The organism is Rossellomorea sedimentorum (genome assembly GCF_046237645.1).
In the GTDB taxonomy this organism is placed as follows: Bacteria; Bacillota; Bacilli; order Bacillales; family Bacillaceae_B; genus Rossellomorea; species Rossellomorea sedimentorum.
The window spans coordinates 3,210,905-3,233,552 of record NZ_CP143546.1 but is presented as its reverse complement, the minus strand read 5'-3'; the positions used below and the strand labels follow the sequence as shown (position 1 = coordinate 3,233,552).

Genomic DNA, 22,648 nt, shown 5'->3' with positions numbered 1-22,648 from the left:
CTCTTCTTTTTAGCACCCCAAAAAGAACATAATAAATTTACTATACATAGAGACTTAATAAGAGGTGATTGGTTTTATGAAAAGAATAGGTGTATTGACAAGCGGCGGAGATTCTCCTGGTATGAATGCGGCTGTTCGGGCGGTCGTCAGGCAGGCCATTTATCAGGATATGGAAGTTTACGGTATCTATCAGGGATACAACGGTCTGATCAATGGAAATATTAAAAAGCTTGAGCTTGGGTCAGTCGGTGATATCATTCACCGCGGAGGAACAATGCTTTACACGGCCCGCTGTGAAGAGTTCAAGACAAAAGAAGGCCAGATGAAGGGGATCGAACAGCTTAACAAGCATGGTATCGAGGGCTTGGTCGTTATCGGCGGAGATGGCTCTTACCGCGGTGCGAAAGCATTGACGGAATTGGGATACCCTTGTGTAGGTGTACCGGGTACGATTGATAACGACATTCCTGGCACAGAATACACTATCGGTTTTGATACCGCGTTGAATACGGTAATCGATGCAATCGATAAAATACGAGATACAGCGACTTCTCATGAAAGAACGTTCATCATTGAGGTCATGGGGCGCAATGCAGGTGACCTGGCACTTTGGTCCGGACTTGCTGGCGGAGCGGAAACGATTCTCATTCCGGAAGACAAGCATGATATGGATGATGTTGCCCGCCGTCTGAAAAAAGGGCAGGAACGCGGTAAGAAACACAGTATCATTGTGGTAGCTGAAGGCGTAATGAGCGGAAATGAATTTGCTGCAAAATTAAAAGAAGCAACGAGTTTGGAAACTCGTGTTTCCGTGCTGGGACATATTCAGCGTGGAGGCTCCCCGACTGCATCCGACCGGGTACTTGCAAGCCGCCTGGGATCACGGGCAGTAGACCTTCTTGCGGAAGGCAAGGGTGGCAGAGCAGTCGGAATAGAGAAGAACCAGCTGGTCGATTACGACATCATTGAAGCATTGGCTAAGGAACATGTGATAGATTTAAACATGTATAAACTTTCTAAAGAATTGTCTATCTAAGAGAGCTGCAGATAGCTTGAATATGACAGGATATATCCAGGAGGGCATTTAGTAATGAGAAAAACGAAAATTGTATGTACCATTGGACCGGCAAGTGAATCGGTTGAAAAATTAACAGAGCTTATCGAAGCGGGAATGAATGTAGCACGCTTGAACTTCTCGCATGGAGACCATGAAGAGCATGGTGCCAGAATCCAGAACATCCGGACTGCTTCAGAGAAAACAGGAAAGACTGTGGGTATCCTGCTGGATACAAAAGGCCCGGAAATCCGCACAAATAATATGGAGAACGGATCCATCGAGCTTGAGAAAGGTTCCGAAGTCATCGTTTCCATGAAAGAAGTACTGGGAACGCCTGAAAAATTCTCCATCACGTACGAAAGCCTGATTGATGATGTAGAAGAGGGATCCAAAATCCTTTTGGATGATGGGCTGATCGGCCTTGAAGTGATTTCCCTGGATAAAGGTGCAGGAGAGATTAGAACAAAGGTACTTAATTCAGGAACATTGAAAAACAAAAAAGGTGTCAATGTACCGGGAGTATCTGTCAACCTTCCTGGTATTACAGATAAGGATGCCAAGGACATCATCTTTGGTATCGAGCAAGGTGTTGATTTCATCGCAGCTTCTTTCGTTCGCCGTGCTTCTGATGTCTTGGAAATCCATCAGCTGCTGGAAGACCATAATGCGAAAGATATCCAAATTATCCCTAAGATCGAGAACCAGGAAGGTGTCGACAATATCGATGAAGTACTGGAAGTTTCGGATGGATTAATGGTCGCTCGAGGTGACCTTGGGGTAGAAATTCCGGCAGAAGAGGTACCTCTTGTACAAAAAGCATTGATCAAAAAATGTAATGCACTTGGCAAGCCGGTTATCACTGCAACGCAAATGCTTGACTCCATGCAGCGTAACCCGCGTCCGACAAGGGCTGAAGCAAGTGACGTAGCAAATGCAATCTTTGACGGCACGGATGCAATCATGCTTTCAGGTGAAACTGCAGCCGGTGTTTACCCGGTGGAAGCTGTCCAGACGATGCATAATATCGCCTCCCGTGCGGAAACTGCACTTGATTATAAAGACATCCTTTCCAACCGCAGCAAAGATACTGGACATAATATGACGGATGCCATCGGACAATCTGTTGCGCATACAGCCATCAACCTTTCTGTAAATGCCATTGTGGCTCCGACGGAAAGCGGCCATACAGCGAAAATGATTTCTAAGTACCGACCTAAGGCACCAATCATCGCCGTTACAGCGAATGATTCTGTATCCCGTAAGCTGGCATTGGCATGGGGCGTTTATTCACAAAAAGGCAGAAAAGTGGCCACTACAGATGAAATGCTGGAAATGGCTGTTGAAGAAAGTGTCAATTCCGGTATGATTACACATGGTGACCGCATCATCATTACTGCCGGTGTACCTATCGGTGAATCTGGCACAACAAACCTTATGAAAATCCATGTAGTCGGCGATATCCTTGCAAAAGGCCAGGGGATTGGACGCAAGACGGCATTTGGAAGAGCGGTAATCGCTAAAAATGCCGCAGAAGCGAATGAAAAAGTAAAGCCTGGTTCGGTTCTCGTCACAGTGGGTACTGACAAAGAAATGGTGCCTGCACTTGAGAAATGTTCTGCATTGATTACAGAAGAAGGCGGACTGACGAGCCATGCCGCGGTCGTCGGTATCAACATCGGCATCCCGGTCATCGTCGGAGTTGAAAATGCCATGGCCATTCTGAAAGATGGTCAGGATATCACCGTAGATTCCTCAAGAGGCGTTATCTACGATGGACATGCAAGTGTACTATAATTGGTTTTTTTACAAAGTGATGTCTCCTCCAGGAGGCGTCACTTTTTTTGATTCCTGGTCGTTCATCAACAAGTGATCCTGCAAAAAGAAAATCAAATGTTCATTACCTGTCAGCTGTTGCAAAATTGTCGCATTCCGGAATCAGTTCGATATAACAGAATATGATATAATAAGTACAGGCTTTCCAATAAATTGGGGGTATGAAGTAATGAGATATATGCTATTCTTTTTAATCGTAGTGCCTGCGCTTGAAATTGGTCTATTAATCCTTTCAGGGCAGACATTTGGATTAACCGCGACAATTCTACTGATTATTGCCACTGGTGTCCTCGGGGCCTACCTCGCAAAGAAGCAAGGTCTCCAGGCTATTAGAAATGTTCAGGACCAAATCAGGTATGGACAGCTGCCTGGCGATGCCATTGTGGATGGTTTATGCATCCTTGTAGGTGGAGTAGTTCTTCTCACTCCCGGGTTCATCACCGATGCTATCGGATTCCTTCTGTTGTTTCCGCAAACCAGAAAAGTGATAAAACCGTTCATTCTCAAACTGTTTAGAAAATGGATTGATAACGGCAATGTTATAATATATCGATAGTAGAAAAGCTCCGTTCTTTAAGAATGGAGCTTTTTTGTGGTTTGAGTGGTTGGGGGACTTTTAGATGATTGAAGTCGGGCAAGTCAGGCTTGTGCTGATGCTACAGCCGCTCCTGCCAGCTTTTATTGTAGTCTAGAAAGCCGCCTGTGGAAGCGGTAAGTGCCTCAGAGACTAGGATGGTTCTAGAGGTAAAAAGCGGTAGAACCAAGAGAGAAAGTATCGCTAGAAAGTGCCTCTAGAGAAGTTCTAGAGGCAAAAAAGAAGTCCAAGCAAGAGAGAAAGTGCCTTTAGAGAAGTTCTAGAGGCAAAAAGCAGTCCAATCAGAGTAAAAGTGCCTCTAGAACAAAAAACTCCTCAGAAAACTTCTTCCAGACATTACAGTCATCGAAGCATCTGAAGAGTTATAAAACAATTATTATTTTATCTCCGGAGTCCCTCTAATGAAAGCCCATAAGTCGCGGAATACCCCTGCGTTTCTTAGTGTAGATAGAATGACCAAGGTAACGGGACCAAGGATAAGGCCAAGGAAGCCAACTAATTTGAAACCTACAAATAGGGCGATCAATGTGGCGAGTGGATCCAATCCAATGCTGGACGACAGCACTTTGGGTTCCATGATTTGTCTTTGAACCACAACGACCAGGTAAAGCACACCCAGTCCGATTCCGAGCCCGATATTTCCTGTAATCAATTCATAAATAATCCACGGTACGAACACCGCACCTGTTCCAAGATACGGAAGAATATCCACTAAACCGGTAACCAGTGCAATGGTAATGGCATAGTCGACCCGAAGAATTAAAAGGCCGATAAGGACAATCACCGCCGTGATCGATATTAGGGTGAACTGTGCGCGGATAAATCCAAATAAGGCTTTCTTTAGGTCATGGAAGACTCTTCTGCCGCTTGCTGCGGCTTTTACTGGTACATATTTTGATAGTTTATCAGAAAGATGATACCAGTCTTTACTGATGAAGAAAGTGGCGAGCGCCGAAAAGATCAACACAGTAGCCGCATTTGGAATCCAGGAAACCAGATTCGGCAGTCTTTGGAAGAAATTTTGCAAGAAATCCCCTGCAGATGAGGCGATTCTTTCACCGGCGGCCTGAATGTTTTCCATGATGGCCCCTTGCTGACCTGCCTCTAAGTTTTTGAATAAGCCGATAATCTGGTGGTAAAAAGGAATGACCTGTGCAGCAATGAAGTTTTCAAAGTATTCCACAAGTGTCTTAACATGTTGTGGTAATACGTTTGCAAGATAGTTTGCACCTGACACAATTTCTGTAATCAGCAATGTGATAAGGCCGATGAAGACCGCGATTATCAGGAATAATGACAATGCGACTGCAAGACCGCGCGGCATCTTGGCCTTCCTCTCGAGCAAATTTACGATTGGATTAATAAGAAGGGCAATGACTAAGGCGATGATGAATGGGTATGTCACCTTGGATATGTAGAAAACAGCTATTCCCGTTAAAACTATTACCGCTATGACAAATAAAAAGCGCAAGCAGCGGTAGAGAAATTCTAAATTCATTTGATATCCCCCCTGCCGGAATTTTCTATTTATTACTATTCTATTTTAGCTGAGGAAAGAAATGAAAGAAAGATATATATACGGGTGGAGTCTGTATATTCTTTCAATTCCTTGTATTCTGCTTGGAAAAAAGAATTGTGAAAGTATGGAAAATCATTAGTTTCCCTATATACTATCCTTTTGGGAAATGTCATGCCGTCCCCAATCACCTTGAAACATCCTAAAGGGAAATATACTCCCTTTGAGCTCTGTAATATCAATATAAGGTGAATCATCTTCCGGGTAATGAGTTGATATTCGCTGTAGATGGAATACTATGTTACGATAAAGACTGGAAGGCCGTAGTTTATTTTTCTACTAAAATAATTATTATAGAAATTAATCCGTTTTCATTCACAAAAGTCAGATAATTGTTTATAATAGAAAATGAAAGCGCATCCTATAGTTTGAATCTGTGTTAAATTCAGAATTTGGGCTATGAGGATGTGTGGCACTGTGTTGAGCGAGCGCTCGATAGCGTTGGTTTATAAACAATTATATTTAGAAACAAGCCTTGTTAAGAGACTGCAATACTCTTGAACAATGTCCAATTCTTAAATGGGCAAGGGGCAATAATTCAGATAAAGGAGAGGTTTTTTATGACAGCAACTCGAGGATTGGAAGGTATTGTAGCTACAACGTCTTCAATCAGTTCAATCATTGATGATACTCTTACATATGTTGGATATAACATCGATGATTTAACAAACAATGCTAGCTTCGAAGAAATAATCTATCTATTATGGAATCTTAAATTGCCTACTGCTTCAGAACTTGATGAGTTGAAAAAGGAATTAGCAGAAAATGCAGCCCTTCCAAAGGAAGTAATCGAGCATTTTAAAATGTATTCTATCAAAGACGTTCATCCAATGGCTGCCTTAAGATCAGCCGTTTCTCTACTTGGCTTGTATGATGAGGAAGCCGATGTAATGGAAGAAGCAGCAAACTTCCGCAAAGCCGTCCGTCTTCAAGCCAAAATCCCGACGATTGTTACATCCTTCGCCCGCATTAGAAGCGGAAAAGAACCTATCGCTCCGAGAACAGACCTTGGTTTTGCTGCAAACTTCCTATATATGCTTACAGGCAATGAGCCTGCCGATATCGAAGTTGAAGCATTCAACAAAGCCCTGGTTCTTCATGCAGATCATGAATTGAATGCATCTACTTTCACGGCACGTGTTTGTGTGGCTACACTTTCTGATGTATATTCTGGTGTAACTGCGGCAATCGGCGCTTTAAAGGGACCTCTTCACGGCGGTGCCAATGAGCAGGTAATGAAAATGCTTACTGAAATCGATTCAGTAGACAATGTGGAATCCGTAATCCGCGAAAAGCTTGCTAATAAAGAAAAAATCATGGGCTTCGGCCACCGTGTATACCAGCAGGGTGATCCAAGAGCGAAACACTTGAAAGAAATGTCCAAGAAGCTGACTGAACTAAGAGGCGAAAGCAAATATTATGAAATGTCCACAAAGATCGAAGAAATTGTGACATCTGAAAAAGGTTTGCCGCCAAATGTTGATTTCTATTCTGCATCTGTTTATCACAGCCTTGGAATTGACCATGATCTGTTTACCCCGATCTTTGCGGTCAGCAGGGTTTCTGGATGGCTTGCTCATATCCTTGAACAGTATTCAAACAACCGCTTGATCCGTCCTCGCGCGGATTACACAGGTCCTGGAAAACAAGCATATGTACCTGTGGAACAGCGTGGTTAATATTTTACAAAAAGCGTAATATCTGGTGTAATGACAATGGAAAAGGCTTTTATTTTCACAAGATCCTTTTCCGTCAATAATAAAGCGGGTCTGATTTCAAAGGTATTCAATCCTTTTATCAGTCCCTTTAATCATGAATTTGGAGGTAATAGTATGTCTGAAGGTCAAAAAATCACTGTTGAAAATGGTACCTTGAATGTACCGAATAACCCAATTGTCCCTTTCATTGAAGGTGACGGAACTGGTCCTGATATCTGGGCTTCTGCTTCCCGCGTACTGGATGCAGCAGTTGAAAAAGCATATAACGGTGAGCGCAAGCTTGTCTGGAAAGAAGTATTGGCTGGAGAGAAAGCTTACAATCAAACTGGCGAGTGGCTTCCAAGCGAAACACTTGATGCGGTTCGCGAATATTTCATCGCCATCAAAGGCCCTCTTACAACACCTATCGGAGGCGGAATCCGTTCATTGAACGTTGCGCTTCGCCAAGAGTTGGATCTATTCACATGTCTTCGTCCGGTACGTTACTTTGAAGGTGTGCCTTCTCCTGTAAAGCGTCCTGAAGATACAGACATGGTGATCTTCCGTGAAAATACAGAAGATATTTATGCAGGTATCGAGTATGCTAAAGGTTCTGATGAAGTGAAGAAGTTGATCTCTTTCCTTCAAGATGAAATGGGCGTAAACAAAATCCGTTTCCCTGAAACTTCAGGTCTTGGAATCAAGCCTGTATCTGAAGAAGGGACTCAGCGCCTGGTACGTGCGGCAATCAACTATGCCATCACAGAAGGCCGTAAGTCTGTAACTCTCGTACATAAAGGCAACATCATGAAGTTCACTGAAGGTGCTTTCAAGAACTGGGGTTATGAGCTTGCTGAGAAAGAATTCGGTGAAAAAGTATTCACTTGGGCTGAATATGACCGTATCAAGGACGAAAAAGGTCTGGATGCAGCAAATCAAGCTCAATCCGATGCAGAAGCAGCCGGCAAAATCATCGTGAAAGATGCAATTGCTGATATCTTCCTTCAACAAATCCTTACTCGTCCTGCAGAGTTCGATGTAGTCGCTACAATGAACTTGAATGGTGACTATATCTCTGATGCTCTTGCTGCACAAGTAGGAGGTATTGGAATCGCTCCTGGAGCAAATATTAACTACGATACAGGACATGCAATCTTTGAAGCGACTCATGGTACAGCACCTAAATATGCCGGACAGGATAAAGTTAACCCATCTTCAGTAATCCTTTCGGGTGTACTTATGCTTGAACACCTTGGCTGGAATGAAGCAGCAACATTGATTACTAAATCAATGGAAAAAACAATCGCATCCAAAGTTGTAACATATGACTTCGCTCGTCTAATGGACGGTGCTACAGAAGTTAAATGTTCTGAGTTCGGTACAGCATTAATCGAAAATATGTAATAGGTCATTCCATTCAATTGGATGAAAACGAGTCGGCTTGCATTTTATGCAAGCCTTCTCTGTTAACACATACTATGAAAATGGAGGCGATTCTTGTGGCAATCAGACGCAAGAAAATTTCAGTTATCGGCGGAGGATTCACAGGGGCTACAACCGCATTGATGCTTGCACAGAAGGAGCTCGGTGATGTAGTACTTGTAGATATACCGCAAATGGAAGACCCTACAAAAGGCAAAGCGTTAGATATGGAAGAAGCAAGCCCGGTCCAAGGATTCGATGCGAAAATCACTGGTACCTCGAACTATGAAGATACGAAAGGCTCTGACATAGTCGTAATCACGGCAGGAATTGCACGTAAGCCTGGCATGAGCCGTGATGATCTTGTTCAAACAAACCAAAAGATCATGAAATCCGTTACGCAGGAAATCGTCAAGTATTCTCCTGAAAGTATCATCATAGTTTTGACAAACCCGGTTGATGCGATGACTTACACTGTATTCAAAGAATCCGGATTCCCTAAGAACCGTGTAATCGGACAATCCGGTGTACTGGACACAGCTCGTTTTCGTACCTTTGTAGCCCAGGAATTGAACCTTTCTGTAAAAGACATTACAGGTTTCGTCTTAGGCGGTCATGGTGATGACATGGTCCCGCTTGTACGCTATTCATATGCTGGGGGAATTCCACTGGAAAAACTGATTCCCAAAGATCGCTTGGATGCTATCGTTGAACGCACCCGTAAAGGCGGCGGAGAAATTGTCGGCCTGCTAGGTAACGGAAGTGCATATTATGCTCCGGCAGCCTCTCTTGTTCAAATGGTGGAGGCCATTCTCAAAGATCAACGCAGAGTCATTCCGGCTATTGCATATCTGGAAGGCGAGTATGGTTTCGAAGGAATCTACCTCGGGGTACCGACTATCCTGGGTGGTAATGGTCTAGAGCAGATTATTGAACTTGAATTAGAAGAAGATGAAAAGGCAGCACTTTCTAAATCTGCAGATTCTGTTAAAAATGTAATGGATGTTTTGAAATAACTGTAAACAAAAAAACCGAATTCGAATCTTCGAATTCGGTTTTTTTGTTTAGTAGGAGTAATGATTCCACCCTAATTAGTAAAGTATACGAAAACTAGCAATACTCTTCCTACCCTTCATTAAAAAACTATTTATGCTTACCCTGAAAATTTCTTCTTTGTAAGGTTATACTATTAGTGGTAATATATAAATAGACAGACAATAAAGAGTATTTATTCTATTCTTAATTGTAAACGGTTACAACGGAGGTGCGCCAGCTATGTTATTAGGTAAAAAACGTAAGCCAGGTAGGAAAATCGAGGATATTTCAGTTGGTGAAAAGCTGACATTGACAGAGAAAATCGAAGACAAAGATTTACTTTTGTATCTAGGATTGACGAACGATGCTAATCCATTATACATACAACATGACTATGCCTCGCAGACGCCATTCAAAAAGCCATTGGTCCCTGCCATCATGCTGACAGGAATCATCAGTTCTGCCATCTCAAAATATTTGCCGGGTCCAGGGTCACACATCATGAAGCAGGAGCTTGAGTTTCCTAAGCCTGTTTTCCATTATGAAACAATTCAATTTCTATTTGAAGTGAAAAATATAGACAGCAGCAGCCACTTGGTTACCATCGATGTGATAGCCACGAATGAGCAGGAGGAGACCGTTATTAGAGGATCAGTCAGTGTCTGCCCGCCGCATAAACTGGAAAAAATGAATGGAAGTGCACTCGAAAACTTTTAATGCAGAGGAAGACTGACCGGTAGTTCTGGTTGGTCTTTTTTTATGAAAAAAAACGGGATACTTTTAACTATGTTACACAATTCCAGCTTCAGGGCCCGAGGTTACTTACGCACTGAAAAGTAACCCAACAGTTGCCGGCTTGAGATAATCAAACCTTAACGACTTGTAAGGGTTATCATTAAGAAATCTGGTTCTGGGTTGGGAATCTTGTCTTTGTTTATATTATAATGAAGGCATAATTAAATAATTTTTGGATGATGGGGTTTTTAATACAGGTAGACGGAGGAACACTTAATGAGCAAAAAGATTCTAGTAGTAGACGATGAGCAATCAATTGTCACACTGTTGAAGTATAATCTTGAGCAGGCGGGCTATTCAGTGATTACAGCCTATGATGGTGAAGAAGGCCGAGATTTGGCATTGGAACAAGTTCCTGATTTAATGATCCTTGATTTAATGCTTCCAAAAATTGATGGGATTGAAGTTTGTAAACAGATTCGCCAGCAGAAAGTGATGATTCCCATCCTGATGCTGACTGCGAAGGATGATGAGTTTGATAAAGTATTGGGCCTTGAGCTGGGCGCAGATGATTATATGACCAAGCCGTTCAGCCCGAGGGAAGTTATGGCAAGGGTAAAAGCAATTCTGCGCAGAAGCCAGGCTATGATAGACGCTGCAGAGCATCTTCGTTCAGAGCAGAAAGATTATCTTCAAGTAGGTGAATTAAAGGTCTTCCCTGAACAATATGAGGCCTATTTTGCAGAGACCCTGTTGGAACTGACTCCGAAGGAATTTGAACTCCTTCTGTATCTGACAGAAAATCGCGGGAGAGTGCTAACCCGGGATCAGCTGCTTAGTGCTGTATGGAATTATGACTTTGCCGGAGATACCAGAATCGTTGACGTACATATCAGCCACTTAAGAGAAAAAATTGAAACCAATACTAAAAAGCCGGCCTATATCAAAACCATCAGGGGATTAGGCTATAAGCTGGAAGAGCAGAAAGGTTCATGATTAAATTCAGATCACGGCTCCTGTTCGCTCTCATCATGCTGATCATTGTTGTACTGATCGGGCTTGGGTTGCTGCTGGGGCAAATTTTTAAAAGTTATTATTTGCAGTCTTTTAATAACCGAATTGAGAAAGAAGCCAAACTTGTTGTGAGTGAGGTGATTACTTCTCAAGAACCTCAGTCCATTTCCGACATGCAGATAGAGGAAATCAGCCAATTGCTTGATATCCGGGTCACCATTACCGGACCGGATGGGGATATCTTAAAGGATAGTGGACCTTTACCCGGTATAGATACAGAAAAGCAAAATGAGGTCATATCGGAAATTGTTACAGATTGGAACAGCGGCCTTGAACAAACCGAATTGATGAGAAATGGCAGTGAAGTTGTGTATTACTGGCAGCCGATAGGTGACGGAGAGGAGTCTTCTCTTTTAATAATGAGCTCCCGAGTCGATATTCTGGTTGCAGGGTATAAACAAATCTGGGCCGTCCTTTCAATATCACTCGGTATTGCGCTGGTCGTCATCCTTATGCTGGGTAGCAGGATTACCTCACGCTACACGAAACCGATTGATTCCGCGACACAGGTGGCAATGGAGCTGGCTAAAGGGAATTATCGGGCGAGAACCTATGAGGACCGCATGGATGAAACCAGTATGTTGAGTACATCCATCAATATACTCGCCAGAAATCTGCAGGAAATGACTTCTGCACAAGACATTCAGCAAAACCGGTTGACCACACTAATTGAAAATATGGGAAGCGGCTTGTTACTTATCGACCACAGGGGTTATGCGGTGTTGACAAACAAGGCTTTCAAAGAGTTTTTTTCCATTACGCCGGACCGTATCACAAACAAACGATATTATGAGGTAATAAAATTTCCTGAAGTAAATAAATTAGTCGAAGAGATATTCATGACAGAGCAAAAAATTCGGAAACAGCTGCTCCTCCCTCTGAAAATTGAAAGAAGGCACTTCGAATTATACGGTGCTCCAATAATAGGAACCAAGGAAGAGTGGAAAGGAATAGTGCTTGTTTTTCATGATATTACTGAGCTGAAAAAACTTGAACAAATGAGAAAGGATTTTGTCGCGAATGTTTCCCATGAACTCAGGACTCCCATCACGTCAATAAAAGGATTCACAGAAACGCTATTGGACGGGGCAATGAATGATAAAGAGACATTGGAAATGTTCTTAAATATAATTCTGCGGGAAAGCGACAGGCTGCAGTCGCTGATCACTGATCTGCTGGATTTGTCAAAGATGGAGAAGCAAGGTTTTCAACTCAATATCCATGACGCAGATATGAGAGAAACCCTTGAAGATGTTATGGCCATTCTTGAGAAAAAACCGGAGAAAAAGGACATTGAGCTTGTTCTTCTTGGGGATAAGAGTGCCATTGCAGAGGTAGACTCACTCAGGATCAAACAAATATTCATCAACTTAATCGGCAATGCCATCACCTATACACCTGCCGGCGGGAAAGTAACGATTACACTAAAACAGTCAGAGTCCACGGTAGAAGTAGAAGTTCGGGACAATGGAATCGGGATTGACGAGAAAGAGATTCCCCGCATATTTGAAAGGTTCTACCGGGTGGATAAGGCGAGAAGCCGCGATTCCGGTGGGACAGGGCTTGGTCTGGCTATCGTAAAACATTTAATTGAAGCTCACGGAGGAAGTATTGAGGTGGAAAGTAAGGTGAACGAAGGTACCGCCTTCACCGTTTCACTGGAAAAGAAGTTTCCTGGGGATCATGCTGGTAAGGTATTTTTAGAAAATAAGTAACTTTACACAGGCTTTACATTTTTTTCAATGTAGCTTAATAAAAGGGTGTTACTATACTAAGTGAAAACCCCTTCATCCAAGGAGCCATGAAAAGGTGAGAACTGACCCCGTTCTCACCTTTTCTATTTTTTAAACTTCCCTCATCTAACTTCTATTTTGATCCGCTATTACAGACATATCTCTCAGTGCATTCGGCGATAAGTCTATTCATAAATCTACCATCAATACGGAGAGCTCTTTTATCAGAATTGCGAAGACCAGTCATAATAATCATAGAGTTTGGGTTAGGATGCCGATTGTGGTGTGGAACCGGATCGAAGTCGTCAAAGTCCCCCAATGAGGTTGTCGATTCCAGAGTGAAACCGAATCGGAGTAGTCAAAGTCCCCCAATGAGGTTGTCGATTGTGGTGAGGAACCGAATCGAAGTCGTCAAAGTCCCCCAATGAGGTTGTCGATTGTGGTGAGGAACCCAATCGAAGTCGTCAAAGTCCCCCAATGAGGTTGTCGATTGTGGTGAGGAACCGAATCGAAGTCGTCAAAGTCCCCCAATGAGGTTGTCGATTGTGGTGTGGAGCCGTATCGAAGTCGTCAAAGTCCCCCAATGAGGTTGTCGATTGTGGTGAGGAACCGAATCGTAGTGGTCAAAGTCCCCCAATGAGGTTGTCGATTCCAAAGTGAAACCGAGTCGGAGTAGTCAAAGTCCCCTAATGAGGTTGTCGATTCCAAAGTGAAAGCGAATCGGAGTAGTCAAAGTCTCCCAATGAGGTTGTCGATTCCAGAGTGAAAGCGAATCGGAGTAGTCAAAGTCGCCCAATGAGGTTGTCGATTTCAGAGTGAAAGCGAATCGGGGTGGTCAAAGTCCCTCAATGAGGTCGCCGATGCCTGAATGAAGCAAAACTGGATTGGTCATAGATCCTCAATAATGAAGCAGTTCATATGAGCCCTCATGACCGCAGCTTTTAGCATTGGATAATTTTTTGTAATGAAAATGAAACCAATCTTTGTTTAAATCGTAAAGTAGATAACGAGATAGAAAGGGGTATGAATATGAGCCTTAATCAAATTTATAAGGTAACAGGGATGATAGTCGGAGCAATTATTCTGATCGTCATTCTTTTTACATCTTGGTTCACAGTAGATGAATCAGACCAGGCTGTCGTCCTGACATTTGGGGAGGCCGGTCAGACCATAACAGAATCCGGCTTGAAATTTAAAATGCCATGGCCGATTCAGACAGTAGAAAAATTATCAAAAGAAACTTACAGCCTTCAGTTCGGCTATGAAGAAAAAGATGGGGAAATCACAGAATTCCCGAAAGAAACGAAAATGATTACCGGTGATGAGTATATTGTTTTGGCTGACATGGTCGTTCAGTGGAAAATCACAAATCCTGAGAAATATCTATTTAATGCCGAAGACCCAAAAGAAATATTATATGATGCCACTTCCTCTTCTTTAAGAAGTATCATTGGAAGCACAGAAATCGATGAGGCATTGACTTCAGGGAAAGCTGAAATAGAGGCAGAAGTCAGGGACTTACTTGCAACGCTGATTGATAAATATGATATTGGAATCTCGGTTATTGGTGTGAAATTGCAGGATGTCGAGCTGCCTAATGATGAAGTGCGAAAGGCGTTCACGGATGTTACTGATGCAAGGGAAACCATGAATACAAAAATAAATGAAGCTGAAAAATACCAGAATCAGAAGTTAAATGAATCTCTGGGTGAAAAAGATGCCATCATTTCAAGGGCGACAGGTGAAAAAGCTGCCAGGATTGAGCAGGCGCGCGGAGACGTAGCGGTTTTCGATAAGCTGTATGCTGAATATAAAGGCAACCCGGAAATCACGAAGCAGCGTTTGGTCTTGGAAACACTGGAGAAAGTTTTACCTGATGCAGAAGTTTATATCATGAATGACGACGGAAACACAATGAAATACTTCCCGATACGTCCAATAGAAAAAGAAAAGCCTGTTCAAGGTCAAGAAGGGACTGCTACTCAATGAGTGATTCCAATATTACCAATTTGAATGATAAGAAAAAACCTGACATTCAATGGAGGCAATACACGAAACTGGGTATCTTTCTAATTGCCGTTATAGCGGCGGCGCTGTTGGTTCTGCTGAATGTATTTGTGGTCAAAGAAGGAGAGTACCGGGTTGTTCGTCAATTCGGTGAGGTTGTAAGAATAGAAGATGAACCGGGACTTAGCTATAAAATCCCGTTCATTCAGACGTTGTCCACTCTTCCGAAGTATCAAATGACTTATGATGTATCGGAAGCGGAAATCAATACGAAAGATAAGAAGAGAATGATGATCGATAACTATGCTGTGTGGAGAATTGTAGATCCGCTCAAAATGATTTCCAATGCGAGAAATGTGATCAATGCTGAAACTAGAATGGAAGAATTCATTTATTCTGTTGTTCGTGCCGAGCTTGGTAAGCTTAACTATGCAGAAGTCATCAATGATGAGAAATCTGCACGCGGAAGCCTTAATGATCGGGTGACTGCAAGAGTCAATGAACTTCTTGAAAAAGGAAACTACGGAATTACTGTCACTGATATCAGAATGAAAAGGACAGATTTACCTGAAGCCAACGAAAACTCCGTCTATACACGGATGATCTCAGAACGGGAAAAAACAGCTCAGGAATACCTGTCAAAGGGAGATGCGGAAAAGCAGAGAATCATGGCTGAAACCGATCGCGAAGTCACTGAACTGCTTGCAAAAGCCAAGGCTGACGCCAATGTCATCAGAGCCGAAGGAGAGTCTGCAGCTGCTAAGATCTACAACGAGTCATTTTCAAAGGACCCTGAATTCTATCAATTATTCAGAACTCTTGAGTCTTATAAGAAAACCATTGACGGAGAAACCGTCCTTGTTCTTCCATCCAACTCACCTTATGCTGAGTTGCTGATGGGTTATACAGAATAAAAAAGCATACTTTTATAAGTAAGCTGATACCTGTCAACAAGAGGGCCGTTATTTTTCCTTTCTATTCTGAACATGATAGAATGAAGGAAAGATAGCGGTTTTTTTGTCGTTTTTTATAACGGACAATAACCTTGACCTGGGAGGCTTATTATGAAGAAAAAGTTAGTTCTGATAGACGGAAACAGTATAGCTTATCGCGCCTTTTTTGCGCTGCCTTTATTAAATAATGATAAAGGGGTACATACAAATGCTGTTTACGGTTTTACCACCATGCTGCAAAAAATCATGACAGATGAAGAACCGACACATATACTGGTGGCATTTGATGCCGGAAAGACGACGTTCAGACATAAAACCTTCGGAGAATACAAAGGCGGCAGGCAGAAAACACCGCCAGAGTTATCTGAGCAATTTCCTTATATAAGAGAGCTTCTGGATGCTTACCAAATTCCGAGATATGAACTTGAAAACTACGAGGCTGATGATATAATCGGAACTCTTTCACTGCAGGCAGAAAAAGACGGCTTTGAAGTGAAGATCATCTCCGGAGATAAAGACCTTACCCAGCTGAGCTCTCAAACCACTACTGTGGGCATCACTCGTAAAGGGATTACGGATATTGAAATGTATACGCCTCAACATATCATGGAGAAATGGGAGATTACCCCTGATAGGATCATTGATATGAAAGGGTTGATGGGGGACAGTTCTGATAACATTCCAGGAGTACCGGGAGTTGGCGAGAAAACGGCGATCAAGCTGTTGAAGCAGTTTGGAACTATTGAAAAGCTTTTGGACTCGATCGATGAAGTTAGCGGCAAAAAGCTGAAGGAAAAGCTGGAAGAACACAAAGATCAGGCTGTGATGAGTAAAGAACTAGTGACAATTCTCAGAGAAGCACCGGTAGAGGTTACCGTAGATGAACTGAATTATGAGGGAAGCGATGAGAAGAAACTGAAAGCATTCTTTAAAGAGTTAGGGTTCAACTCCCTTTTAGAAAAGATGGGCGAGACGGTTGAAGAAGAACAGGACCTGCAGGACGTTTCTTATGAAATTTTAACTGAAATCAAAGAGGAACACCTAAAAGATGAGTCTTCACTATATGTTGAAGTGATAGAAGACAATTATTTTAACGGAGAGATTGTCGGAATCAGCATGAGGAATGAAGGCGGGAATTATTTTTTCACGTTGGAAACAGCCCTGGCTTCGGATGTTTTCAAAAAATGGGCCGCTGATGAAAGCATGAAGAAATCGGTGTATGACGCCAAGAGGTCCATCGTTTCCTTGAGGAGGAAAGATGTTGAACTGAACGGTGTTGAGTTTGACTTGCTGATTGCTTCATACATTCTCAATCCAGCTGAATCGGCAGATGATTTTGCTTCTGTTGCGAAAAGACACGGTGCTTCTGTTATAGAATCGGATGAAGCGGTTTATGGAAAAGGTGCAAAGCGGAAAGTACCTCAGGAAGAAAAATTGGCGGAGCATCTGGCGAGAAAAGCGAATGTCGTCTATGAATTGAAGAGCACATGCGAAGAGTCATTAAAGGAGAACGACCAGTATCAGTTGTTTACGGACCTTGAACTGCCGCTGGCCATCATCCTTGCCGATATGGAGTATACGGGTGTAGCTGTCGACGTGGATCGGCTGAAAGAAATGAAGACGGAATTGGCTGAAAGGCTTGATGAAATGGAAAAGACCATCTATGAGCTGGCAGGTGAGGAGTTTAACATCAATTCCCCAAAACAGCTTGGAGTCATTTTATTCGAAAAGTTAGAGCTTCCGGTCATTAAAAAGACAAAGACAGGCTACTCTACGTCTGCGGATGTACTTGAGAAACTACAGTCGAAGCATGAGATCGTCGACCATATCCTGAATTACCGTCAGCTCGGTAAGCTGCAGTCCACCTATATTGAAGGACTGCTAAAAGTAACTCATGAAGATACTAATAAAGTCCATACCCGTTTTAACCAGGCTTTGACTCAGACAGGCAGACTCAGTTCAACCGATCCGAATCTGCAGAATATCCCGATCCGTCTGGAGGAAGGACGGAAAATCAGACAGGCATTCGTTCCTTCAGAGAAAAATTGGCTGATGTTCGCGGCGGACTATTCACAGATTGAACTCCGTGTCCTTGCACATATTGCCGGTGATGAAAAGCTTATTCATGCTTTCAACGAAGGAATGGATATCCATACCAAAACAGCGATGGATGTATTCCATGTCGATGCTGACAGCGTTACTTCAAATATGAGAAGACATGCAAAAGCCGTTAATTTCGGCATTGTCTATGGAATCAGTGATTTTGGCCTTTCTCAAAGTTTGGGGATCACGAGGAAGGAAGCCGGTGAGTTTATTCAGCGTTACCTTGAAAGCTATCCTGGTGTTAAAGCATACATGGACGACATCATCAGTGAAGCGAAACAAAAAGGGTTCGTCAAAACGCTCCTGCATAGACGCAGATATATCCCTGAAATTACAAGCCGGAACTTCAATCTACGCAGCTTTGCTGAAAGGACAGCAATGAACACCCCTATTCAGGGAAGTGCTGCAGATATTATTAAAAAGGCCATGATAGATATGGCTGAAAGGCTGGAGAAAGAAAACCTTCAAGCGCGCCTGCTGCTGCAGGTCCACGATGAATTGATATTTGAGGCACCGGAGGATGAAATACAACGTTTAAAAGAGATCGTGCCAGAAGTGATGGAGAATGCCGTGGAACTTGAGGTCCCGTTAAAAGTAGATTATTCTTATGGACCGACATGGTATGACGCAAAATAAATACAACCAGGGAGTGATCTGAGTTGCCAGAACTGCCAGAAGTGGAAACCGTCAGAAGAACGCTGGCGGAATTGGTTACCGGAAAAAGAATACGATCTGTATCGGTTTTTTGGCCGAAGATGGTCAAGCTTCCTCATGAAGTGGAAGAATTCAAGTTATCCCTTCAGGGTGAAACCATTCAAGCTGTCGATCGGAGAGGGAAATTTCTCATCCTTCAAACGGATCATTATTCCCTTGTTTCCCACCTTCGTATGGAAGGGAGGTATGGGGTGTTTCCCGGCGACGAAACGATAGAGAAACATACCCATGTCATTTTTCATTTCGATGATGGATCAGAATTAAGATACAAGGATGTACGTAAATTCGGGACGATGCACTTGTTTCCAAAGGGAGAGGAGAATCTGAACCTTCCATTATTGCAGCTGGGACCGGAACCATTTTCTCCTGATTTCACCGTCGGCTATTTAACAGAAAAACTGGCGAAAACCGAGCGTGCTGTAAAAGCTGTGCTGCTGGATCAGACGGTGTTAGTCGGTCTTGGGAACATCTATGTTGATGAGGCGCTGTTTCGAAGCAGAATTCACCCTGCTAGAAAAGCCAAATCCATTAAAAAATCAGAAATGAAGAAGCTGCACAAAGAAATTATTGATACGTTAAGTGAAGCTGTGGAACAGGGTGGCAGCACGATCCGATCTTACGTGAACTCGCAAGGACAAATCGGCATGTTCCAGCAGCAGCTGTTTGTCTATGGGCGGAAAAATGAAGAATGCCGAAATTGCGGCAAGCCGATTGAAAAAAATGTAACAGCCGGAAGAGGGACTCATTTTTGTCCTAATTGCCAGAAGTAGTACTGAATTGTAGTGCATGAAAAAAGGGTTTAATTTCTTTGGATACAGGAATCCAGTAGCCTTCAAGAGTATTTTCAATAATATGAAATCTGGGTAAAAGCCTAAATAATACTTCAAATAAGTTAACCCTGCACTGAAGCAAAATAAAGTGATTCTTAACAACTGATAAGCTCTCTCCATATACTATCGTAGTTTTTAACGTATGGAGAAAGTGATTTCACCGGAACGTATTTCTGGTGTCGACTCTCCTGATTCATAGTCGGAGGAGGAGCTTATCAACATGAGTGGAGCACTTTTATTAATCATGCTTGCGTTCGCCGTAAGCCTGGACAGCTTTAGTACGGGTCTGACATATGGCCTGAGAAAAATGGGGATGCCGCTGAGATCTATTATAATCATATCAATTTGTTCCGCCGGCTCGCTCCTGGCAGCGATGTCTATAGGAGGAGCTGCAGAAAACGTCCTCTCGGAAGGTACTGCCGGTAAAATTGGAGGCCTTATTCTGATTGCCCTCGGTGCATTTGTCCTGCTGCAATTCTTTCGTTCGGGGAAAGAGGCTGGTGGAGATGAAGAGAAAATTTTATTTAACTTTGAAATTGAATCAATTGGGCTGGTCATAAATATTTTGAAAAGGCCCATGGCTGCAGACTTCGATAAATCCGGCACAATTACGGGTGTTGAAGCGATTATGCTGGGGCTGGCCCTGTCTCTTGATGCTTTCGGTGCTGGAATCGGAGCGGCGCTGTTAGGGTATTCTCCGCTACTGCTGGCTTTTACTGTCATGATTATGAGCATGGTATTTCTGTCTGCAGGATTGAAAATAGGAAAAAATTGTGCCCATCTTGGGTGGGTGCAGAAGGTATCGTTTTTACCAGGTGTCCTTTTAATCCTGATTGGGGTGCTCCGGTTTTAATGAAGAAAGGATGACTCAGAGTGAAGTCAATTATCGGACTGACTGGCGGGATTGCCAGCGGTAAAAGTACAGTTTCAAATCTTCTTGAACAAAAAGGTTTTTCAGTGGTGGATGCTGACGAGGCTGCCCGGAAAGCAGTGGAACCAGGTGAACCCGCACTTCAGAAGATAATCGAGGCATTCGGAGGGGGCATCCTTAATCCCGATGGCACATTAAATCGTTCAGCGCTGGGAGACATTATTTTCACAGATGAAGAACGCAGGAAAGAGCTGAATGAAATCGTCCACCCAGCGGTGAGAGCTCAAATGCTGGCTGAGAAAGATGGGGCCTTTGATGCTGGAAAGCAGACGGTTATCATGGATATTCCGCTCCTTTTTGAAAGCAACTTAACTTGGATGGTCGATAAAACAATCGTTGTGTATGTTGACCGGGAAACCCAGTTAAAAAGACTTATGAAAAGAAACTCCCTGACAGTGGAGGAGGCTACCGCCCGAATAGAATCCCAAATGTCACTGGAAGAGAAAAAAGGCCTCGCCCAGGCTGTATTGGATAACAGGGGCACAATTGAAGAAACGATGAAACAGCTGGACGAACTTATTGTCAGCTGGAATCTTATCCCGTAAAAAGAAGCAGACAATGCTTCTTTTTATTTGGCTCTTTTCAAAAACTTTGTCGCTATTTATCAGTAAGTTCAAGGAGATAGCCCAATTTTATAGAACTTACTCTGGAAAGCAAGAAAGAAAAGGACTGCTCATCCTCTTTAGAGAGAAACCCGTCCCTTTTCCGTAAGCGACAATGAATACAAGAACAACTTTTTAAAAGCAGACAGGATGGGTAAAGGTAAATTGTTAGATAAGAACTTGATTGGCTAAATTGAAAAAACTTAGAGGGTTAAAATTCAGAATAATTAATCATTTAAAATATGCGAATTTATCATTCAGTTTTTTTGTAAATATGTTATACTATTGCTAATTGAAATACACAAAAGTATAACGTTTATATAGAGGGGAGCCGAATTAATGAAGGCGAAAATTGCAATCAATGGTTTTGGGCGTATCGGCAGAATGGTTTTCAGGAAAGCGATTTTAGATGAAAACATTGAAGTTGTAGCAATCAATGCAAGTTATCCTGCTGAAACATTGGCACATTTGATTAAGTATGACACTAATCACGGTACATTCCAGGCTGAAGTGGCGACTGAAGAAGATGCCATCATTGTGAATGATAAACGTGTAAAGTTAATCAGCAATCGTGACCCTAGGGAACTTCCTTGGAAAGATCTCGGGATTGATATTGTGATAGAGGCCACAGGGAAATTCAACTCTAAAGAAAAAGCAAGCCTGCATCTTGAGGCCGGTGCGAAAAAAGTTATTCTTACTGCGCCTGGTAAAAATGAAGATGTAACCATCGTTATGGGTGTAAATGAAAGCGCTCTAAATATTGAGGAACATAATATCATTTCCAATGCTTCTTGTACAACAAACTGTCTTGCGCCAGTGGCCAAAGTGCTGGATGAACAGTTTGGCATCGAAAATGGTCTTATGACAACGGTCCATGCCTATACTAATGACCAGAAGAATATCGATAATCCTCATAAAGATTTAAGAAGAGCCAGAGCTTGCGGGCAGTCCATCATTCCTACGAGCACAGGCGCTGCAAAAGCATTATCATTGGTGCTTCCTCAATTAAAAGGAAAGCTCCATGGAATGGCACTGCGTGTTCCTACACCGAATGTATCGCTTGTCGATCTGGTCGTTGATGTTAAACGGGACGTAACGGCAGAAGAAATCAATGAAGCCTTGATTACGGCATCACAAGGTTCGTTGGAAGGAATCCTGCAATTCACGACTGAGCCTCTTGTATCCATCGACTTCAACACGAACCCGCATTCTGCCATCATTGACGGTCTGTCCACAATGGCCATCGGAGACCGTAAAGTAAAGGTGCTTGCATGGTATGACAACGAGTGGGGCTACTCCTGCCGGGTTGTGGACTTAACGAAATATGTTGCGCAGCAAATGAAAGCAAGTGTGAATGTATAGAAACTTTTAGAACCGGGGAGGTCATTCCCCGGTTTTTTATTTTTTTTGTACCCGATTGCTCAGAGTGCGGGAATTAATTTGGTTGATGTATGTGAAAACCCCGTATTATAGACGATAAACAACTTTATAATGTGTGAGAAAGGTGAAAACACCCTATTATAGACGAGAGACAACTTTATAATGTGTGAGAAAGGTGAAAACCTCCTATTATAGACGAGAGACAACTTTATAATGGGTGAGAAAAGCGAAAATCCCGTAATATAAACGAAGACAACTTTATAATGGTGATTAAAGCCCCTGCATTATAGTCCGCAACATAACGATTAATCCAGCCAGGACCAACCACCGGGACTGATGTGTTTGGAAAACTCCTTTTAAAGCTGTAGAAA

General features: G+C 42.8%; 17 protein-coding genes. 16 read left to right on the top strand and 1 reads right to left on the bottom strand.

All coding sequences use genetic code 11. The features are described 5' to 3' along the window. Nucleotides 1-76: 76 nt before the first annotated feature. The 3 genes from pfkA (at nt 77) to V1502_RS15925 (ending at nt 3,446) form a co-directional block, all read left to right on the top strand. On the top strand, nt 77-1,036 hold the full coding sequence (pfkA, locus tag V1502_RS15935; RefSeq protein WP_409251610.1) for a 6-phosphofructokinase: 960 nt from the start codon (nt 77-79) through the stop codon (nt 1,034-1,036). Between the two features lie 54 nt (nt 1,037-1,090). Then, nucleotides 1,091-2,851, top strand: a complete 1,761-nt coding sequence (gene pyk / locus V1502_RS15930) for a pyruvate kinase (RefSeq protein WP_409251609.1) — start codon at nt 1,091-1,093, stop codon at nt 2,849-2,851. Nucleotides 2,852-3,059: 208 nt separating this feature from the next. Continuing rightward, nucleotides 3,060-3,446 (top strand): FxsA family protein, encoded by a 387-nt coding sequence (locus V1502_RS15925; RefSeq protein ID WP_409251608.1) that lies wholly within the window; start codon nt 3,060-3,062, stop codon nt 3,444-3,446. Between the two features lie 415 nt (nt 3,447-3,861). Here V1502_RS15925 and ytvI read toward each other — a convergent pair whose 3' ends face one another. Then, the gene (gene ytvI / locus V1502_RS15920; RefSeq protein WP_409251607.1) at nt 3,862-4,983 is read right to left on the bottom strand and encodes a sporulation integral membrane protein YtvI; all 1,122 of its coding nucleotides are present in this window, start codon (nt 4,981-4,983) and stop codon (nt 3,862-3,864) included. Between the two features lie 638 nt (nt 4,984-5,621). Between ytvI and citZ the strand changes: the two genes are divergently transcribed. From citZ to V1502_RS15855, 13 genes are all read left to right on the top strand, one after another. After that, nucleotides 5,622-6,740, top strand: a complete 1,119-nt coding sequence (gene citZ / locus V1502_RS15915; protein WP_409251606.1) for a citrate synthase — start codon at nt 5,622-5,624, stop codon at nt 6,738-6,740. Nucleotides 6,741-6,893: 153 nt separating this feature from the next. Then, nucleotides 6,894-8,162 (top strand): NADP-dependent isocitrate dehydrogenase, encoded by a 1,269-nt coding sequence (gene icd, locus V1502_RS15910; RefSeq protein ID WP_409251605.1) that lies wholly within the window; start codon nt 6,894-6,896, stop codon nt 8,160-8,162. Nucleotides 8,163-8,257: 95 nt separating this feature from the next. After that, nucleotides 8,258-9,196 (top strand): malate dehydrogenase, encoded by a 939-nt coding sequence (gene mdh / locus V1502_RS15905; RefSeq protein WP_409251604.1) that lies wholly within the window; start codon nt 8,258-8,260, stop codon nt 9,194-9,196. A gap of 259 nt (nt 9,197-9,455) precedes the next feature. Continuing rightward, entirely contained in the window at nt 9,456-9,932 is a 477-nt protein-coding gene (locus V1502_RS15900; RefSeq protein WP_409251603.1) for a MaoC/PaaZ C-terminal domain-containing protein, read from the top strand. 294 nt (nt 9,933-10,226) lie between these two features. After that, complete coding sequence (locus V1502_RS15895) at nt 10,227-10,946, top strand: response regulator transcription factor (protein ID WP_409251602.1); 720 nt, start codon at nt 10,227-10,229, stop codon at nt 10,944-10,946. Beyond that, nucleotides 10,943-12,739 (top strand): two-component system histidine kinase PnpS, encoded by a 1,797-nt coding sequence (gene pnpS / locus V1502_RS15890; protein WP_409251601.1) that lies wholly within the window; start codon nt 10,943-10,945, stop codon nt 12,737-12,739. Before V1502_RS15895 ends, pnpS begins: the two co-directional genes overlap by 4 nt. Nucleotides 12,740-13,786: 1,047 nt before the next feature. Beyond that, nucleotides 13,787-14,746, top strand: coding sequence for an FtsH protease activity modulator HflK (gene hflK, locus V1502_RS15885; RefSeq protein ID WP_409251600.1), 960 nt, complete (start codon nt 13,787-13,789; stop codon nt 14,744-14,746). Continuing rightward, on the top strand, nt 14,743-15,678 hold the full coding sequence (hflC, locus tag V1502_RS15880; RefSeq protein ID WP_409251599.1) for a protease modulator HflC: 936 nt from the start codon (nt 14,743-14,745) through the stop codon (nt 15,676-15,678). Before hflK ends, hflC begins: the two co-directional genes overlap by 4 nt. A 150-nt stretch (nt 15,679-15,828) precedes the next feature. Continuing rightward, nucleotides 15,829-18,456 carry a DNA polymerase I gene (polA, locus tag V1502_RS15875; RefSeq protein WP_409251598.1) on the top strand — a complete coding sequence of 876 codons (2,628 nt, stop codon included), beginning with the start codon at nt 15,829-15,831 and terminating at the stop codon, nt 18,454-18,456. Nucleotides 18,457-18,479: 23 nt separating this feature from the next. Next, nucleotides 18,480-19,304, top strand: a complete 825-nt coding sequence (gene mutM / locus V1502_RS15870; protein WP_409251597.1) for a DNA-formamidopyrimidine glycosylase — start codon at nt 18,480-18,482, stop codon at nt 19,302-19,304. Nucleotides 19,305-19,584: 280 nt separating this feature from the next. Further along, nucleotides 19,585-20,217 carry a sporulation membrane protein YtaF gene (ytaF, locus tag V1502_RS15865; protein ID WP_409251596.1) on the top strand — a complete coding sequence of 211 codons (633 nt, stop codon included), beginning with the start codon at nt 19,585-19,587 and terminating at the stop codon, nt 20,215-20,217. A 20-nt stretch (nt 20,218-20,237) separates the two neighbouring features. Then, complete coding sequence (coaE, locus tag V1502_RS15860) at nt 20,238-20,840, top strand: dephospho-CoA kinase (protein WP_409251595.1); 603 nt, start codon at nt 20,238-20,240, stop codon at nt 20,838-20,840. A 396-nt stretch (nt 20,841-21,236) separates the two neighbouring features. Continuing rightward, nucleotides 21,237-22,259, top strand: a complete 1,023-nt coding sequence (locus V1502_RS15855) for a glyceraldehyde-3-phosphate dehydrogenase (protein ID WP_409251594.1) — start codon at nt 21,237-21,239, stop codon at nt 22,257-22,259. Nucleotides 22,260-22,648: the final 389 nt, after the last annotated feature.

What these genes read in the sequence shown, in the direction of transcription:
- pfkA (WP_409251610.1), top strand. Translation starts at nt 77, where the DNA reads ATGAAAAGAATAGGTGTATTGACAAGCGGCGGAGATTCTCCTGGTATG.
- pyk (WP_409251609.1), top strand. Translation starts at nt 1,091, where the DNA reads ATGAGAAAAACGAAAATTGTATGTACCATTGGACCGGCAAGTGAATCG.
- V1502_RS15925 (WP_409251608.1), top strand. Translation starts at nt 3,060, where the DNA reads ATGAGATATATGCTATTCTTTTTAATCGTAGTGCCTGCGCTTGAAATT.
- ytvI (WP_409251607.1), bottom strand. Translation starts at nt 4,983, where the DNA reads ATGAATTTAGAATTTCTCTACCGCTGCTTGCGCTTTTTATTTGTCATA.
- citZ (WP_409251606.1), top strand. Translation starts at nt 5,622, where the DNA reads ATGACAGCAACTCGAGGATTGGAAGGTATTGTAGCTACAACGTCTTCA.
- icd (WP_409251605.1), top strand. Translation starts at nt 6,894, where the DNA reads ATGTCTGAAGGTCAAAAAATCACTGTTGAAAATGGTACCTTGAATGTA.
- V1502_RS15900 (WP_409251603.1), top strand. Translation starts at nt 9,456, where the DNA reads ATGTTATTAGGTAAAAAACGTAAGCCAGGTAGGAAAATCGAGGATATT.
- V1502_RS15895 (WP_409251602.1), top strand. Translation starts at nt 10,227, where the DNA reads ATGAGCAAAAAGATTCTAGTAGTAGACGATGAGCAATCAATTGTCACA.
- pnpS (WP_409251601.1), top strand. Translation starts at nt 10,943, where the DNA reads ATGATTAAATTCAGATCACGGCTCCTGTTCGCTCTCATCATGCTGATC.
- hflK (WP_409251600.1), top strand. Translation starts at nt 13,787, where the DNA reads ATGAGCCTTAATCAAATTTATAAGGTAACAGGGATGATAGTCGGAGCA.
- hflC (WP_409251599.1), top strand. Translation starts at nt 14,743, where the DNA reads ATGAGTGATTCCAATATTACCAATTTGAATGATAAGAAAAAACCTGAC.
- polA (WP_409251598.1), top strand. Translation starts at nt 15,829, where the DNA reads ATGAAGAAAAAGTTAGTTCTGATAGACGGAAACAGTATAGCTTATCGC.
- ytaF (WP_409251596.1), top strand. Translation starts at nt 19,585, where the DNA reads ATGAGTGGAGCACTTTTATTAATCATGCTTGCGTTCGCCGTAAGCCTG.
- V1502_RS15855 (WP_409251594.1), top strand. Translation starts at nt 21,237, where the DNA reads ATGAAGGCGAAAATTGCAATCAATGGTTTTGGGCGTATCGGCAGAATG.